Annotated in this window: 14 protein-coding genes; 1 reads left to right on the forward strand and 13 read right to left on the reverse strand. The window is 64.6% G+C overall.

From position 1 onward, the window contains the following. Positions 1-5: 5 nt before the first annotated feature. The 8 genes from ispH to Q352_RS0100165 all read right to left on the reverse strand — a co-directional run bounded on the left by ispH (position 6) and on the right by Q352_RS0100165 (position 9,169). Positions 6-938: a 4-hydroxy-3-methylbut-2-enyl diphosphate reductase gene (gene ispH, locus Q352_RS0100130; RefSeq protein ID WP_028497566.1), complete on the reverse strand. Its 933-nt coding sequence runs from the start codon at positions 936-938 to the stop codon at positions 6-8. Next, positions 935-1,408, reverse strand: coding sequence for a signal peptidase II (gene lspA, locus Q352_RS0100135; protein ID WP_211249579.1), 474 nt, complete (start codon positions 1,406-1,408; stop codon positions 935-937). The genes ispH and lspA overlap by 4 nt, the downstream gene beginning before the upstream one ends. Beyond that, positions 1,401-4,265 (reverse strand): isoleucine--tRNA ligase, encoded by a 2,865-nt coding sequence (ileS, locus tag Q352_RS0100140; RefSeq protein ID WP_028497568.1) that lies wholly within the window; start codon positions 4,263-4,265, stop codon positions 1,401-1,403. Before ileS ends, lspA begins: the two co-directional genes overlap by 8 nt. Positions 4,266-4,281: 16 nt before the next feature. Beyond that, complete coding sequence (locus Q352_RS0100145) at positions 4,282-5,202, reverse strand: bifunctional riboflavin kinase/FAD synthetase (RefSeq protein ID WP_028497569.1); 921 nt, start codon at positions 5,200-5,202, stop codon at positions 4,282-4,284. A 201-nt stretch (positions 5,203-5,403) separates the two neighbouring features. Continuing rightward, positions 5,404-6,060 carry an OmpA family protein gene (locus tag Q352_RS0100150; protein WP_028497570.1) on the reverse strand — a complete coding sequence of 219 codons (657 nt, stop codon included), beginning with the start codon at positions 6,058-6,060 and terminating at the stop codon, positions 5,404-5,406. Positions 6,061-6,257: 197 nt separating this feature from the next. Continuing rightward, a complete protein-coding gene (locus Q352_RS0100155; RefSeq protein ID WP_028497571.1) occupies positions 6,258-6,764 on the reverse strand; it encodes a DUF934 domain-containing protein in 507 nt (168 codons plus the stop codon). Further along, a complete protein-coding gene (locus Q352_RS0100160) occupies positions 6,739-8,409 on the reverse strand; it encodes a nitrite/sulfite reductase (protein WP_028497572.1) in 1,671 nt (556 codons plus the stop codon). The genes Q352_RS0100155 and Q352_RS0100160 overlap by 26 nt, the downstream gene beginning before the upstream one ends. Positions 8,410-8,470: 61 nt before the next feature. Next, the gene (locus Q352_RS0100165; RefSeq protein WP_028497573.1) at positions 8,471-9,169 is read right to left on the reverse strand and encodes a phosphoadenylyl-sulfate reductase; all 699 of its coding nucleotides are present in this window, start codon (positions 9,167-9,169) and stop codon (positions 8,471-8,473) included. 144 nt (positions 9,170-9,313) lie between these two features. Between Q352_RS0100165 and cysB the strand changes: the two genes are divergently transcribed. Further along, entirely contained in the window at positions 9,314-10,249 is a 936-nt protein-coding gene (gene cysB / locus Q352_RS0100170) for an HTH-type transcriptional regulator CysB (protein WP_028497574.1), read from the forward strand. Positions 10,250-10,350: 101 nt separating this feature from the next. Here the strand turns inward: cysB and parE are convergent, their stop codons facing one another. From parE to Q352_RS0100195, 5 genes are all read right to left on the reverse strand, one after another. Next, positions 10,351-12,321: a DNA topoisomerase IV subunit B gene (parE, locus tag Q352_RS0100175; protein ID WP_028497575.1), complete on the reverse strand. Its 1,971-nt coding sequence runs from the start codon at positions 12,319-12,321 to the stop codon at positions 10,351-10,353. Then, positions 12,321-12,941 carry a DUF2238 domain-containing protein gene (locus Q352_RS19270; RefSeq protein WP_036384644.1) on the reverse strand — a complete coding sequence of 207 codons (621 nt, stop codon included), beginning with the start codon at positions 12,939-12,941 and terminating at the stop codon, positions 12,321-12,323. The genes parE and Q352_RS19270 overlap by 1 nt, the downstream gene beginning before the upstream one ends. 16 nt (positions 12,942-12,957) lie before the next feature. Beyond that, positions 12,958-13,512, reverse strand: coding sequence for a thioredoxin family protein (locus tag Q352_RS0100185; protein WP_028497576.1), 555 nt, complete (start codon positions 13,510-13,512; stop codon positions 12,958-12,960). A gap of 81 nt (positions 13,513-13,593) precedes the next feature. After that, positions 13,594-14,085, reverse strand: a complete 492-nt coding sequence (locus Q352_RS0100190; protein ID WP_028497577.1) for an RNA pyrophosphohydrolase — start codon at positions 14,083-14,085, stop codon at positions 13,594-13,596. 107 nt (positions 14,086-14,192) lie between these two features. Continuing rightward, entirely contained in the window at positions 14,193-16,178 is a 1,986-nt protein-coding gene (locus tag Q352_RS0100195) for a methyl-accepting chemotaxis protein (RefSeq protein ID WP_028497578.1), read from the reverse strand. Positions 16,179-16,340: the final 162 nt, after the last annotated feature.

Consider the following 16,340-nt stretch of genomic DNA (forward strand, 5'->3'; position numbering starts at 1 on the left):
TGGGGTCAGGCGTCGCGAAGTCCGGCCGGCAACGAGAAAATCGTGTTTTCCTCGACGCCGGACAACTCGTCCACCCCGTCGACACCATAGCCGAGAATGGTGGTCACGACCGACTGCACCAGCACTTCCGGTGCCGAGGCGCCTGCGGTCAGCCCGACCCGGCGCTTGCCGTCGAACCATTCGCGCTTCAGCTCGCCGGCATTGTCGACCATGTACGATTCGATGCCGCGACCGGCGGCGACTTCCCGCAGACGGTTCGAGTTCGAGCTGGTCGGCGAACCGACCACGATCACCAGGTCGCACTCGTCAGCCAGCTGTTTGACCGCATCCTGCCGGTTCTGCGTCGCGTAGCAGATATCGTCCTTCTTCGGCCCGTGGATGGCCGGGAAGCGGGCGCGCAGGGCGGCAATGATGTCGCGTGTCTCGTCGACCGACAGCGTGGTCTGGCTGACATAGGCCAGCTGTTCCGGATCGCGGACTTCCAGTCGGGCGACATCATCCACCGTTTCGACCAGATACATATTGTCGCTGGCCGCCTGGCCCATCGTGCCTTCGACTTCCGGGTGCCCCTTGTGGCCGATCATGACGATCTCGTGGCCGAGCTCGTTCATCTTGCGCACTTCGACATGGACCTTGGTCACCAGCGGACAGGTTGCGTCGTAGACGTTGAGGCCGCGCCGGGCGGCCTCCTCGCGCACCGACAGCGGCACGCCATGCGCCGAGTAGATCAGCGTGTGGCCTGCCGGCACATCGGCCAGATCCTCGATGAAGATCGCCCCCTTCGCCTTCAGACCCTCGACGACGAAGGTGTTGTGCACCACTTCGTGGCGGACATAGATCGGCGCGCCGTACTTTTCCAGCGCGCGCTCGACGATGGCGATCGCACGATCGACCCCGGCGCAGAAGCCGCGCGGGTTGGCCAGCACAATATGTCTCATCCGTTGCGCTCCTTGCGGAAACCGTCGATCACCATCAGCACCGCGCCGACGCAGATCGCACTGTCGGCGATATTGAATGCCGGCCAGTAGAAGGTGCGCCAGTAGACCTGGATGAAGTCGATCACATGACTATGGATGACGCGGTCGACCAGGTTGCCGAGCGCGCCACCGATAATCAGCGCCGCCGCCAGGTTCATCAGCGTGCTTTGCCGGGCGCGGCAGATCTGCCAGCCAAGCCAGCCGGCCACCGCCAGCGCCAGCACGGTGAAGAAATGGCGCTGCCAGCCGCCGGCATCGGCGAGGAAGTTGAACGCCGCTCCCGGGTTGTAGACCAGGACGAAGTTGAACAGCCCGTCAATGACCGGACGCACCTCTCCGTACTGGTAGCTGCCGTTGAAATACAGCTTGGTCAGCTGATCGAGCACGATCACCACCAGCGCCAGGCCGAACCATCCCGCGGCCTTACGCATGGGCGCGGGTCTCGCCGTGGCCGAACACATTGTCCACGCAGCGCGCGCACAGGGTCGGGTGTTCGGCATGCTCGCCGACGCTCGGCAGGTAATGCCAGCAGCGCTCGCATTTGCGATAGGCAGACGACGCAACCGTGATCGCGGTCGTCTCGCCCTGGCTCAGGCCGACGCGGGACACGATCAGCACGAACTTCAGTTCGTCGCCGAGCGCGGCCAGTGCCGGGTACAGCTCGGCATCAGCCACGATATCGACTTCGGCCTGCAGCGAGGCGCCGATTTCGCCGGCTTCGCGACGGGCTTCGATTTCCTTGTTGACCGCCGCGCGCAGCGGACGGACGGCATCCCAGCGGGCGGCCAGCGCTTCGGCGTCGTCGACGGCCGGTACCTCGTGCCACAGGTGGAACAGCGGACTGTCGTCGCTGTCGCCGTTCAGCACATGCCAGGCTTCGTCCGCGGTAAAGCACAGCACCGGCGACAGCAGGCCGAGCAGGCTGCGGGTGACGTGCCACAGTGCGGTCTGCGCCGAGCGGCGGGCAGCGGAGCCGGCCGGAGTGGTGTACAGCCGGTCCTTGAGGATATCGAGCCAGAACGCGCCAAGCTCGTCCGAGCAATAGCCGACGATGCGCTGCATCGCATTGTGGAACGCATAGCGCGGGTAGTGCTGACCGGTGATCTCGTCATGCAGGCGGCCGGCAAGCACCAGTGCGTAGCGGTCGATCTCGACCAGTTCCGCCACCGGCAGTGCGTCGCGGGCCGGGTCGAAGTCCGACAGGTTGGCCAGCAGGAAGCGCAGCGTGTTGCGCAGGCGGCGATAGCTGTCGGTGGTGCCCTTGAGGATCTTGTCCGAGATTGCCAGTTCGCCCGAGTAGTCGGTCGATGCGACCCACAGGCGCAGGATGTCAGCGCCAAGGCTGTCGTTGATCTGTTGCGGGGCGACCACATTGCCCTTGGACTTCGACATCTTGCGGCCTTCGCCGTCGACGACGAAACCGTGAGTCAGCAACTGGTCGTACGGCGCGCGGCCTTCGGTCGCGCAGCCGGTCAGCAGCGAGCTCTGGAACCAGCCGCGATGCTGGTCGGAGCCTTCCAGGTACAGATTGGCCGGCCAGGCCAGTTCCGGGCGCTGGCGCAGTACGGCATAGTGGGTCGAACCGGAGTCGAACCAGACGTCGAGGGTGTCGGTCAGCTTGCGGTAGTCGGCGGCCTCGGCACCAAGCAGTTCGGCAGCGTCCAGGCTGAACCAGGCTTCGATGCCGCATTCCTCGATGCGCCTGGCGACGGCTTCCAGCAATTCGCCCGAGCGCGGGTGCAGCTCGCCGGTTTCCTTGTGCACGAAGAAGGTCATCGGCACGCCCCAGTTGCGCTGGCGCGACACGCACCAGTCAGGGCGGTTGCGGATCATCGATTCGAGGCGGGCACGGCCCCAGGCCGGGAAGAACTCGGTGGCTTCGACCGCTTCGTTGGCGTGGTCGCGCAGGGTGCGGCCGTCGCGACCGTGCTTTTCCATGCCGATGAACCACTGGGCGGTCGAGCGGAAGATGATCGGCGTCTTGTGGCGCCAGCAGTGCGGATAGCTGTGATTCAGGGTTTCGCTGGCCAGCAGCGCGCCGCGTTCGGTCAGCAGGGCAACGATCTTCGGGTTGGCTTCCCAGACCGTGTCACCGGCAAACACCGGCGCGCTCTTCTTGTAGCGGCCGTCATCGCCGACCGGATTGTCGATCGGCAGCGAGTACAGGCGGCCGACCTGGAAGTCTTCCACGCCATGGGCCGGCGCAGTGTGGACCAGGCCGGTGCCGGCGTCGGTGGTCACGTGCTCGCCGAGGATCATCGGCACGCTGCGGTCGAGGAACGGATGGGCGAGCTGCAGGTGTTCGAGCCTGGCGCCGACGGTCTCGCCGAGCAGGCGCGCGTCTTCGCAGCCGTAGCGCTTCAGCGCGGCGGCGGCCAGTTCGCGTACCAGAATCAGCTTGCCCCGGGCGGTATCGAACAGCTGGTAGGTCAGTTCCGCATGGGCGGACACCGCCTGGTTGGCCGGCAGCGTCCACGGCGTGGTGGTCCAGATCACGGCGCTGGCATCATCGACCGGCGCGGCGAGGCCGAAGGCCGTTGCCAGCTTCTGGCCGTCCAGCACGCGGAAGGCCACGTCGATGGCCGGCGAATCCTTGTCTTCGTATTCGACTTCGGCTTCGGCTAGCGCCGAGCCGCATTCGATGCACCAGTGCACCGGCTTCTCGCCCTTGAACAGGAAGTCGTTCTGGTGGATGCGGCCCAGGGTGCGGACGATGTCGGCTTCGGTCTTGAAGTTCATCGTCAGGTACGGATTGTCCCAGTCGCCGAGCACGCCGAGGCGGATGAAGTCCTGTTTCTGCCGTTCGATCTGCAGACCGGCGTACTCGCGGCACAGCTCGCGGGTAAAGGCGGCCGGCAGGCGGACGTCCTTCGGTTCCAGACCGTGCTGCTTGCGGTATTCGACGATGCGCGCATGGATGGTCGGCGCAGCCGCAATGGCCTTCTTGTCGCCCTTGGTCAGCTTCTCGATCTGGTGTTCGATCGGCAGGCCGTGGCAGTCCCAGCCCGGCACGTACGGGGCATCGAAACCGGACTGGGTTTTCGAGCGGACAATGATGTCCTTGAGGATCTTGTTGACCGCGTGACCGATGTGAATGTCGCCGTTTGCATACGGCGGGCCGTCATGAAGAATGAACTTCGGCCGGCCGGCCGCAATCTGGCGCAGCTTCTGGTAGCGCTGCTGGGCCTGCCATTGCTTGAGCCAGCCGGGTTCGCGCCTGGCGAGATCGCCACGCATCGGGAACGGCGTGTCGAGCAGATTGACGGTTTTTTTCACATCGAGGCTCATGGGACTTTCCGGATAATCAACAGGGCATGAGGCGGCGCGTCTCAGCGACGTCCGCATGAATTTGGGCAATCAGCGCGTCGAGCGAGTCGTACTTCTCCTCGTCCCGCAGCTTGTGGATAAAGCGGACGATCAGGCGCTGGCCATACAGATCGCCCGAATAGTCGAGCAGGTAGACTTCCAGCCGGTAGCAGCCGGCGTCGTCGATGGTCGGGTTCTTGCCGAGGCTGGCGGCGCCGACATGGCGCTGCCCGTCCGGCGTCCGGCACTCGACGGCAAAGACACCGGCCAGCGCCGGTTTGCGGTGCGGCAGGTGGATGTTCGCGGTCGGGAAGCCGAGCGTACGCCCGAGCTTGCGGCCATGCACGACCCGGCCGGACAACTGGTACGGCCGGCCAAGCAGGCGTGCCGCAAGCGGCATGTCACCGGCTTCGAGCGCTTCGCGGATGGCGGTGCTGGAGGCGCGTGCACCGTCAAGCTCGACCGTCGGCATCGCCCGGGTGGTGAAGCGCGGCTCGGCGGCCAGCAGCGAGAAATCACCGGTGCGGCGGCTGCCAAAGCGGAAATCGTCGCCGATCAGCAGAAAGCGGGTATCGAGCCGCTCGACCAGCACGCTGTCGATGAATGCCTGCGGCGACAGCGAGGCAAAACCGCGGTTGAAACGCTGTACATGGACCCGGTCGACCAGACCGGTGCCCTGCAGGAAAGCCAGTTTGTCGCGCAACGTCGCCAGCCGTGCCGGCGGGTCGTTGCGGGAAAAGAATTCGCGCGGATGCGGTTCGAACGTCAGCAGGGCGGTGGGCAGCCCGCGCGCGTCAGCCTCGCGCCGGAGGTCGCGAAGGATGGCCTGGTGGCCGAGGTGTACGCCGTCGAAATTGCCGATGGTCAACGCACAGGGCGGGAATGTGTCGCCCGGGTGTCCGCCGAAGTGAACCTGCATCTGTAATGTGAGTCCGTTAAACGACCGATTGTAGCGAGCGGGGGCCGGTAGCGTAAAGAATACGCTGCAGTCAGGCTGCCGATAATGGGGGCACCGACGGTTGCCGTGGTGCATGAGCGTGCTCATGAAGCGCCTGATCGCGGCGGCAGAAATAAAAAACCCCGCGAGATCGCGGGGTTTTGCACCTGAGGGGAAAACCAATTACTTGGTTTTTTCCTGCAGGGTTTCTTGCTGGGCGGTGATGTCCACATCAACGCGACGGTCCGGAGCCAGGCAAGCCTTCAGGTCGGCACGCTTCTTGAATTTCTTGGCTTGGCATTCCTGGGTCATCTTGGCTTCAGATTCACCCTTGCCAACCGCGGTCACTTTTTCCGGAGCCACGCCGTAGGCAACGATTTCGTTGCGGACGGTGTTGGCACGGCGTTCGGACAGCGCCTGGTTGTACTTGTCGCTACCCAGGTAGTCAGTGAAGCCCGTCACTTCGACGCCAACCAGCTTGGCGCCCTTGGCCTTGATCTTGTCGGCCACTTCCAGCAGGGCCTTCTTGCCATCCTGGCGCAGCGTGGCCTTGTCGAAGTCGAACAGCACTTCGGCGGACAGCGAGATCTTTTCCTTCACCGGCACCATGACGGCGCTCGGTGCTTGCTTGGCTGCTGCATCACCGCACTCGACCAGGCCGTCCTTGGCCTTGTCGAAGTACGAAGTGCGCCAGCATTCGTTGTAGCTGTTACGCGTCACTGCGTCGGTGGACTGGTCTACGGTGTAGCCCGGCTTGGTCGCGTAGGCGTTGGCCGAAAACAGCGACACCAGCAGCGCGCCCATCAGACCGCCCAGCTTGATTTTGTTGGTGGTTTTCATCGGTTACCCTCTTTTTCGTCAGGAACTTTGGCTAGTTGCACGATACCGGATCACTCACGCGCGTCGGTAAATTATGCAATCCAGAAGATACAGGCATCGCTAATATAGATTTCTGCCCGAGGCGCTGTCAATTAAGCGTACGCCAACGGTCTTGACGCGTGCATGGCCGTGAACCAGCGGCGCTACGGTACCACAAATCATGCGTCAGACCCTTGAACACGTCGTCCTCCCCAACCCCGGCTGCGATAGCTGGTGGAAAAGTCGGACAGACCAGCGATTTCACTTTCCGGATTTCGGTCGGATCTAATGGCAAACGCATTAAATCCAACTTGTGAAAGGTAATATAGCTGGTCGCGTTGTACGTCACCGATTGCACGCAACTCCTGTCTGTAATTGTATCTTTCTCGCAACAACTTTGCGCTGCTATAGCCTCTTCCGTCGGCAAATTGCGGAAAATCGATGGCAATTAGTGGCAAATTTGCAACATCCGCCCCCATTTCGGCCGGCTCCTGATCGGCCGCAAGCCACACGCCAACCCGGCCGGCATGTTTTTCCAGCGCCTCGCGCCGGGTCTGCCACAGGGCCAGTGGCACGATCACGTCGCCGGACGCCGGCAGCGCCTCCGTTTCCGGATCGCGCAGCAGGGTCCAGTCATCGTTGCCGATGACCGCGCCGGCATCAGTGAGTCTGATCAGCTTTGGCATATACGCGTTCCTTGAACGGTTCCGCGCCGATGCGGCGCAGGGTGTCGATAAAGCGCTCACCGGCAGCACGGTGTTCGATATAGGTATGCAGCAGCTTTTCGATGACGTCCGGCATGTCGGCACGCGCGAACGACGGGCCGATGACCTTGCCCAGCGATGCACTGCGGCCGGCGTCGCCGCCCAGCGTGACCTGGTACCACTCCTCCCCGTTCTTGTCGACGCCGAGAATGCCGATATGGCCGATATGGTGGTGACCACAGGCATTCATGCAGCCGGACAGGTTCAGTTCGAGGTCGCCGAGGTCTTCCAGGTAGTCGAGGTTGTCGAAGCGCTCGGCGATGGCGGCAATGACCGGGATCGACTTGGCGTTGGCCAGGGAACAGTAGTCGCCGCCCGGGCAGCAGATCGCGTCGGTCAGCAGGCCGATGTTCGGCGTTGCCAGCCGCTGTTCCCGCGCCAGTTGCCACAGCGTGTACAGGTCGCGCTCGCGCACGTCCGGCAGGATCAGGTTCTGGTTGTGGCTGACACGGACTTCACCGTAGCCGAAGCGGTCGGCCCAGCCGGCGGCGGCTTCCATCTGTTCCGAGCTGATGTCGCCGGGCGGCAGCCCGTGCGGTTTCAGCGACAGGGTGACGGCGCGGTAGCCGGGCACCTGGTGGTCCAGGGTGTTGCGTTCCAGCCAGCGGGCGAAAGCACGGTCGTCGCGGCGCTGCGCGGCGAAGCCGGCATCCGGTGTTTCCAGCGTGTCGTAAGCCGGCGGCGCGAAGTGGCGGGTCAGCATGGCGATGGTGTCGGCGCTGACGGTGCCGACGCCATCCTTCAGATGACGCCACTCGTCCTCGACCCGTGCGGCGAAGGCTTCCGGTGTCATTGCCTTGACCAGGATCTTGATGCGCGCCTTGTACTTGTTGTCGCGCCGGCCATAGCGGTTGTAGACGCGCAGGATGGCGTCGAGGTAGGTCAGCAGGTGTTCCGGCGGCAGGAAGTCGCGGATGACGCTGCCGATGATCGGCGTGCGGCCGAGGCCGCCGCCGACCATGACCTTGAAGCCGATCTCGCCGGCCTCGTTGCGCTGCGCACACAGGCCGACATCGTGGAACCAGCTCGCGGCGCGGTCCTCGGTGGCCGAACCGTTGACGGCGATCTTGAACTTGCGCGGCAGGTAGGCAAACTCGGGGTGCAGCGTCGACCACTGACGAATCAGTTCACAGTACGGGCGCGGGTCGAACAGCTCGTCGGCGGCGACGCCGGCGAAGTGGTCGGTGGTGGTATTGCGGATGCAGTTGCCCGAGGTCTGGATGGCGTGCATGTCGACGTCGGCCAGCCGGTCGAGGATGTCCGGCACGGTTTCCAGTTTCGGCCAGTTCAGTTGCAGGTTCTGGCGGGTGGTGAAGTGGCCCCAGCCCTGGTCGAACTCGCGGGCAATGGCGGCCAGCGCCCGCAGCTGGACGCTGGACAGGGTGCCGTAGGGAATGGCGATGCGCAGCATGGGCGCATGGCGCTGGATATACAGGCCGTTCTGCAGGCGAAGCGGTCGATAGTCATCCTCGGACAGTTCGCCGGCGAGAAAGCGTCGGGTCTGGTCGCGGAACTGGTCGACGCGCTCGCGTACGATGCGGCGGTCAAAGTCGTCGTACTGGTACATGGCTCGATTGCAGGCATTGATGACACGCGCAAAGGCGGTCGGGCGGATCGGGAAACGCCACTCAGGCAGCGGGTTTCAGCATATGGACGTGCAGGCCGCACTCCTTGTTTTCGGGATTCTCCCACCACCACCGGCCGGCGCGCACGTCTTCGCCGACGGCGATGGCCCGCGTACAGGGGGCGCAGCCGATGGACGGATAGTGCTGGTCGTGCAGGGTGTTGTAGGGCACGTCGCGGGCGCGGAGGTAATCCCAGACGTCGCGTTCGCTCCATTCGAGCAGCGGGTTGAATTTGGTCAGCCGGTACTGTTCGTCGTATTCGCTTTCGCCCAGCCCTTCGCGGGTCACCGACTGGGCACGGCGCAGGCCGGTCACCCAGGCATTGCGGCCGGCCAGTGCGCGGCGCAGCGGTTCGAGCTTGCGTGCCGCGCAGCAGGCCTTGCGCGCGTCGACGCTGTCGTAGAAACCATTGACGCCGTGTTGCGCGACAAAGGCTTCCACGCCCTGATGATCGGGAAACAGCACGTCGATGCGCTGCTGCGGATAGCGGCTGGCCGTTCGCGTCATCAGTTCATAAGTCTCTGCCGGCAGGCGACCGGTATCAATGCTGACGATATCGATATCGATATTCCCGTCGGCGATAAGGTCGGTGATGACCATGTCCTCGGCGCCGAAGCTCGTCGTGAACACGGCAGGGGCATGCCCGCTGGCGATTCCGGCGAGTAGCGCGCGCGCGGCCGCGACTTTGGCGTCGAGTTCCACTGCATTCTCCTGTTACTGGCTGAGGCCGTATCGTACCCAGACGGCTTTAGAACACCAAAAGAAGATTGTGTTAGAGTTTAAGCGTTCAGGGTTATTTAGAAACCGGCGGCCAGACGACAGGGGGCCGCCCGGCAGGGGAGCAGAATGAAGCTGCAGCAGTTGCGTTATCTGGTGGAGGTCGCCAAGCAGGGCCTGAATGTGTCCGAGGCGGCGGAGAAACTCCACACGTCGCAGCCCGGGATTTCCAAGCAGATTCGCCTGCTGGAAGACGAACTGGGCATTCAGGTGTTTATCCGCAACGGCAAGCGGGTGGTGGCGGTCAGCGAACCGGGCCAGCAGGTATTGGATATCGCCGGCCGCATCCTGCGCGAAGCGCAGAACCTGAAGCGGGTCGGCGACGAGTTCGCCCGCGAGGAAGAGGGCGAACTGACCATCGCCACCACGCACACCCAGGCACGCTATGCGCTGCCGACCGCGGTGCAGGCGTTTCTGAAGCGCTATCCGAAGGTCTCGCTGCGCATCAAGCAGGGCAATCCGATCCAGATCTGCGAAATGGTCGTGGCTGGCGAGGCCGATTTTGCCGTGGCGACCGAAAGCATCGACCAGTTCTCCGAACTGACCGCACTCGACTGCTACCAGTGGAACCGCAGTGTGGTGGCGCCGCTCGGCCATCCGATCCTGTCGCTTGACCATCCGCTGACGCTGGCGGACATCGCCGCGTGGCCGATCGTGACCTACGACTACGCGTTTGCCGGCCGCAACAATATCAACCGTGCCTTCGAACTGTCCGGCATCGAACCGAATATCGTGCTGACCGCCATCGACACCGACGTGATCAAGACCTATGTCGGGCTGGGACTCGGGGTCGGCATCATCGCCACCATGGCATTCGAGCCGGAGCGCGACACCCAGCTCGGCTTCGTGCATGCCGAGCACCTGTTCCTGCCGTCGACCACCCGGATCGGCATCCGCCGCGATGCGTACCTGCGCGGCTTCGCCTACCACTTCATCGAACTGTTCGCCCCGCACCTGACCCGTCAGGTAGTTGACCGCAGCATGCGCGGCGGCGACGACGAATAGTCCGGACCGGAAGGCCAAAGCGGCAAAAACAGAAGGGAGCCCCAGGGCTCCCTTCTGTTTGTCTGCAAACCGGCGCCATGCCGCCCGCAGTGACCGGCAGTCTAGATATCGGTCTCGACTTCGTTGCCGTGTGCTTCCATCCAGGTGCGGCGACTGCTGGCCTCGCCCTTGCCCATCAGCATCGAGAACATCCTGCGGGTGTCGTCGTGGGCGTCGGTGCGGATCTGCACCGGCAGCAGCCGGCGGGTGTCCGGATTCATGGTGGTGTCGCGCAACTGCTCCGGGTTCATCTCGCCCAGGCCCTTGAAGCGGCTGACCGACCAGCTGCCTTCGCGCACCTGCTCGGCGCGCAGCCGGTCGACGATGCCGTCCATTTCCGCCTCGTCCAGCGCGTAGAACTTGCGCGGCGGACGGGTCTTGCCCTGGCCGGGAACGTCGACGCGGAACAGCGGCGGCTGTGCCACGTAGATATGGCCGTGTTCGACCAGCTTCGGGAAATGGCGATAGAACAGCGTCAGCAGCAGGACCTGGATGTGGGAGCCGTCGACGTCGGCATCCGACAGGATGGCGATCTTGCCGTAGCGCAGGCCGGACAGGTCCGGCGCATCGCCGTCACCATGCGGATCGACGCCGATCGCCACCGAGATATCATGAATTTCGGCATTGCCGAACAGCTGGTCGCGGTCGGTTTCCCAGCTGTTCAGCACCTTGCCGCGCAGCGGCAGGATGGCCTGGGTTTCCTTGTCGCGCGCCAGCTTGGCCGAACCGCCGGCCGAGTCGCCCTCGACCAGGAACAGTTCGTTGCGCTCGATGTCCTCGCTCTCGCAGTCGGTCAGCTTGCCGGGCAGCACGGCGACGCCGGAGCCCTTTTTCTTTTCGACCTTGCGCGTGGACTTCAGCCGGTGCTGCGCCTGGCGAATGGCCAGCTCGGCGATCTTCTTGCCGTCGTCGACATGGGTGTTCAGCCAGTGCTCGAACGGGTCGCGCACCATGGCCGAGACCAGCTTCAGCGCATCGCGGTTGTTGAGCTTTTCCTTGGTCTGGCCCTGGAACTGCGGGTCAAGCACGCGGGCCGACAACACATAGCGGGCGCGGCTCCATACGTCTTCCGCCAGCAGCTTCACGCCGCGCGGCATCAGGCCATGGTGCTCGACGAAGGCTTTCATTGCCTCGAACACGCCGGTGCGCAGCCCCGCCTCGTGGGTGCCGCCGGAGGCGGTCGGGATCAGGTTGACGTAGCTTTCGCCGCCGCCGGTGCCTTCCTCGAACCAGGCAAAGGCCCATGCCGCACCTTCGCCCTCGGCAAAGGTGTCGTGATCGGGGCCGGCATAGTGTTCGGCGGCGAACGGCGGCGCCAGCGGCGCGTCGCTGTTGCACAGCTCGTCCAGATAGCTTTTCAGTCCGTCCGGATAGCGCCAGGTACGGGTGTCGCTGCTGCCGTCGGCCTTTTCGATCGTCAGCGTCACGGCCACGCCGGGCAGCAACACCGCCTTGGCGCGCAGCAGGCGTTCGAGCTCGGTCATCGAGTAGCGCGGGCTCTCGAAGTATTTCGGGTCCGGCCAGACGCGGACGCTGGTGCCGGAGGTCCGGGCACCGCATTCACCGATCTGCGTCAGCGGTTCGATGACGTCGCCGCCGGAGAACACGATGCGCCATACCGCGCCGTCGCGCTTGACCTCGACTTCCAGCCGGGTCGACAGCGCATTGGTGACCGAGACGCCGACACCGTGCAGGCCGCCGGAGAACGCATAGGCGCCGCCGGCCGTCTTGTCGAACTTGCCGCCGGCGTGCAGCTGGGTGAACACCAGCTCGACTACCGGAATGTGTTCGGCCGGATGCAGGCCGACCGGAATGCCACGGCCGTCATCCTCGACCGACAGCGAGCCGTCCGTGTGTACGGTGACGGCAATCTTGCGCGCATAGCCGCCCAGCGCCTCGTCCGCCGCGTTGTCGACGACTTCCTGGCAGATATGGGTGGGGTCGGTGGTGCGGGTGTACATGCCCGGCCGTTCCTTGACGGGCTCGAGGCCCTTCAGGACGCGGACGGCACTTTCGTCGTAAGTCTGACTCATCAGGAAAATCTACGGAGTTTCGCGATCTGGTGATTGTGGAGTGGTGACAGCAACAGCAGTGACAGCGTCGCGCCGATCAGCGCGCACAGCATGTCCCACTGTGTATCCCACGGATCGCCCTGGGTGGCGAGGAATTCGTCGGCGCCCTGGCCGATGGCCATCGCCGCCGCGAATTCTAACAGTTCGTAGGCGGCACTGATGGCCAGGCAGATCGACAGGGTGATGAAGGTCAGCCATTTGCCGGCGTGCAGCGGCGAGCGGCGGAGCAGGATCTCGCGGACCACCAGTGCCGGCACGAAGCCCTGCGCCAGGTGGCCGAGGCGGTCGAACGGATTGCGTTCGGTACCGAGCTGCTCGCGCAGCCAGTTGCCGAACGGCGTCTCGGCATAGGTGTAGTGGCCGCCATACAACAGCAGGATCATGTGCAGCGCCACGGCGGCGCACAGCAGCGGCGTCAGCGGGAAGCGGCGCCAGCTCAGGGCGATCAGCGGCGCGGCCAGCAGTACCGGCGCGACTTCCAGCCACCAGGTCGGGCGGTCGAACGGCAGGATGGCCGACCAGGTCGCCACAACGGCGACCAGCGCGGCCAGCCCGTACGGGGGGCGGGGTGTATTCAGCATGGATGTCCGGAAAGGGTCAGGCTTTGCGCCACTTGATGCCGCAGCCGATGCTGGGCTTCTGTTCGGTCAGCGGCGGCTGGCCGGCCAGCATGGCGGTGACGGCGCGCCTGAGGTCGGCGGCGTCCGCAATGCCATTGCCGGGCCGGCTGGCATCGAGCTGGCCGCGCCAGACCAGGTGGCCGCCGGCATCGAACAGGTACGGGTCCGGGGTGCAGGCGGCATGGAAGGCGTGGGCAACCGACTGGTCTTCGTCATACAGGTACGGAAAGGTGTAGCCGAGCAGGTGCGCGGTCTCCGCCATGCGCGCCGGCGCGTCGTCCGGATAGGCGACCACGTCGTTGCTGGAGATGGCGACCATGCCGATACCCTGTGCCGCCAGTACCGCGCCCAGCGGGGCGAGCACCGGGTCGATGTGCTTCACATAAGGGCAATGGTTGCAGATGAAAATGACCAGCAGGCCGGCCGGACCGGCAAGCTGCTCGCTGCGGTAGCGGCGGCCGGTGCCGTCCGGCAGCTCGAACGCCGGCAGCGGGTAGCCGAGCGGCAGCATGGAAGAAGGGGTCAGGGCCATGCACAGCTCCTTTTCGCAATCGGCGCGGCACCGCCACGCCGGGCGGGTCGATAAACCTCCCGGAAGCCGGGGGGCAGGGCGCTACGACTGGCGGGCGTCCAGCCCGCGCAACAGACGGGCGAGCTCGGTCAGCGCCGATTCGTACACGCCGCGTTTGAAGTCGATCACGCTGTCGATGGGCGACCAGTAGTCGCTCCAGCGCCAGCCATCGAACTCAGGATGGCTCGATGCCCGCAAACAGACGTCGGAGTCACGTCCGGTCAGGCGCAGCAGGAACCAGATCTGTTTCTGTCCCTTGTAACTGCCTCGCCATTCCCGACGGACCCAGTTGGGCGGTACCTCATAACGCATCCAGTCGCGGGTGCGACCGAGGATCTTCACGTGATGAGGGGACAAGCCCACTTCTTCCATCAGTTCGCGGTACATGGCCGCTTCCGGGCTTTCGCCCGGTTTGATACCCCCTTGTGGAAACTGCCACGAGTGCTCGCGCACCCGCTTGCCCCAGAACACCTGATTTTTCGCGTTACAGAGGATAATTCCCACGTTGGGGCGATAGCCGTCCCGGTCCAGCATAGTGAGAAAACCAAAATCCGTTGAATTGAGTCGATTTTTTCACAGAGCCCCGCCCGGAGCAACGCGCCTGAACGATTAAACGGCGGAAAGACCGGCGGGGCGTTTTGTCAAGCCTGTATTTGGCCGTGGCGGAAGCGTCCGACCAGCCCGATCAGGCGGTCGGCGGTCACGTCCAGCGCCCCGGCGACCTCGGCCGTTTCGTTGACCAGCTGGCCGGTCTGCGCAATCTGGCCGGCAATGGTGACGATGCCCTGGGCCACGGCGTCGCTGGACACTTCCTGCTCCTGCATCGACTTGCTGATCTCGCTGGTCTTGTCCAGCGTGCCCTCGGCGCTGGCGCGGATGCGGCCCAGCGTCTGCTGCACGGTGTCGAGCAGGGTCAGCCCGTCGTGCATGCGCTGGCTGGCCTCGTTCATCTGCCCGGCGACATCATCGGTGTCGGTGCGAATGGCGCCGATCAGGGTGGAAATTTCGACCGTGGCCAGGCTCGAGCGTTCCGCCAGCTTGCGCACTTCGTCGGCCACCACGGCAAAGCCGCGGCCCTGCTCGCCGGCCCGCGCGGCTTCGATGGCCGCGTTCAGCGCCAGCAGATTGGTCTGGTCGGCGATTTCACGGATGGTCACGATAATGCGGCTGATTTCCTGCGAGCGGGCATGCAGGCCCTCGATGCGCTGGGTGGCATCGTTGACCTGGCTGGCCAGCTGGCGAATTTCGGCGGTGGTGGCATTCATGTGCTCGACCCCCTCGTCGGCCAGGCGGCGCGAGGCATCGGCATTGTCGCGACTGGCATGCGCATGGCGCACGACCTCGGCAATGCCCTGGCTCATTTCCTCGCCGGCATCGGCAATGCGGTTCGACGATTCGGTCTGGGCGCTGCTGGCCTCGGAGGCCTGGGCGCTGATGGCGGTAAGCTGGCGCGCGGCGGTGGCCAGTGTGGCCGCGTTGTCACCGACTTCGCTCAGCGATTGCTCGAAGGTGGCGGCCAGACGGTCGAAGCTGCCGGCCATGGCGGCGATTTCGTTCTTGCCCTTCATGCCGGTGCGCAGCGACAGGTTCAGCGAACGGGCCATGTCGTCCATCAACTGGCGCAGCTGGTTGATCGGCTTGAGGATGCTGCGCAGCGTCATCAGCGACATGACGATGACGATGGCCAGCAGCAGCGCGGTAATGCCGCCCGTGATGGCCAGCGAGCGGCGAGCGTCGGCCAGGTGGCCGTCGGCCTTGGCCTGCATGGTCAGGCTCAGCGTGTCCTGCATGCCCTTGATCGCGTCGATATGCAGTGTCGAGGCCTTGAACCAGTCGGCAGGCTTGACGCCGACGGCGGCGATTTCGCCCGGCACGATCAGTGAATCACGCATCTTCTGCCCGCCCTGGTATTCCGGCGTGCCCTGGATGATCTTGTACACCTCGCTCATTTCCGGCGCGGCAGCGCGCTCGAACTGCTTCTCACAGGCCGCCTGCTGGCCCATGCCGCCGATGATGCGGTCGCGGGCGGCAGTGTCGAGCTGGCCGGCAGACAGCGCGCCATTCAGCGTGGCGCGTTCGCGGCCGGCGAATTCCTTCTGGCACATCAGGCCGAGCAGCGCGGTGGTGTCACGGGACAGCTCCGGGTCGCGGGTGGCATGTTCCAGTGTGCCGACAAAGGCGAACAGCTCGTCGATCAGGCCGGTATAGGCCGCCAGCGCCTGGGCCGGCTGCAGCTGGCGCGCGTCGAGTCTGGCGCGCAGCGCGGCCAGTTCGCCGAGCTTGGCTTTCAGCGGTGCGATATTCGATTGTATGGCAATCGGCAGCGGGCGATTCTGGATGAAATCGAGCAGGTTGGCGTTGGCGCGATCGCTGTCCTCACGGGTCGCGTCGACCGGCTTGCGGTCAGGGTCGCCGTTCAGGAAGCCGATCGAGCGGCCGCGTTCGGCCTGCAGGGCATGAACCAGGTCACCGGAGGCGGTCGAGAAAGCGATCAGCGCCGATGTCGACGCCATCTCCTCGATGGTGTTCCAGCTTCTGTTTGCGTCGTATCCGGCATAGCCGGTCAGTGCAAGCAGCGGCACGGCGATCAGCAGGGACAGACGAGTGCGAATGGACAAGTCGGGCATGGCGGATTCTCTGACGGAGCCGGAGACGGCAGTCGGGCGGTGCCGGATCGGTCATGCTGCTTCGGACTGCCCTGCAACGCAGGAGCGGTCGGGAATGAGACAAGTCAGGACCGTGCCGGCGCAAGATAGGTCATCGTGCTTTAACTATGACGAATGGAATAT

Origin of the sequence: Microvirgula aerodenitrificans DSM 15089, from assembly GCF_000620105.1 — a bacterium.
GTDB classification, from domain to species: Bacteria; Pseudomonadota; Gammaproteobacteria; order Burkholderiales; family Aquaspirillaceae; genus Microvirgula; species Microvirgula aerodenitrificans.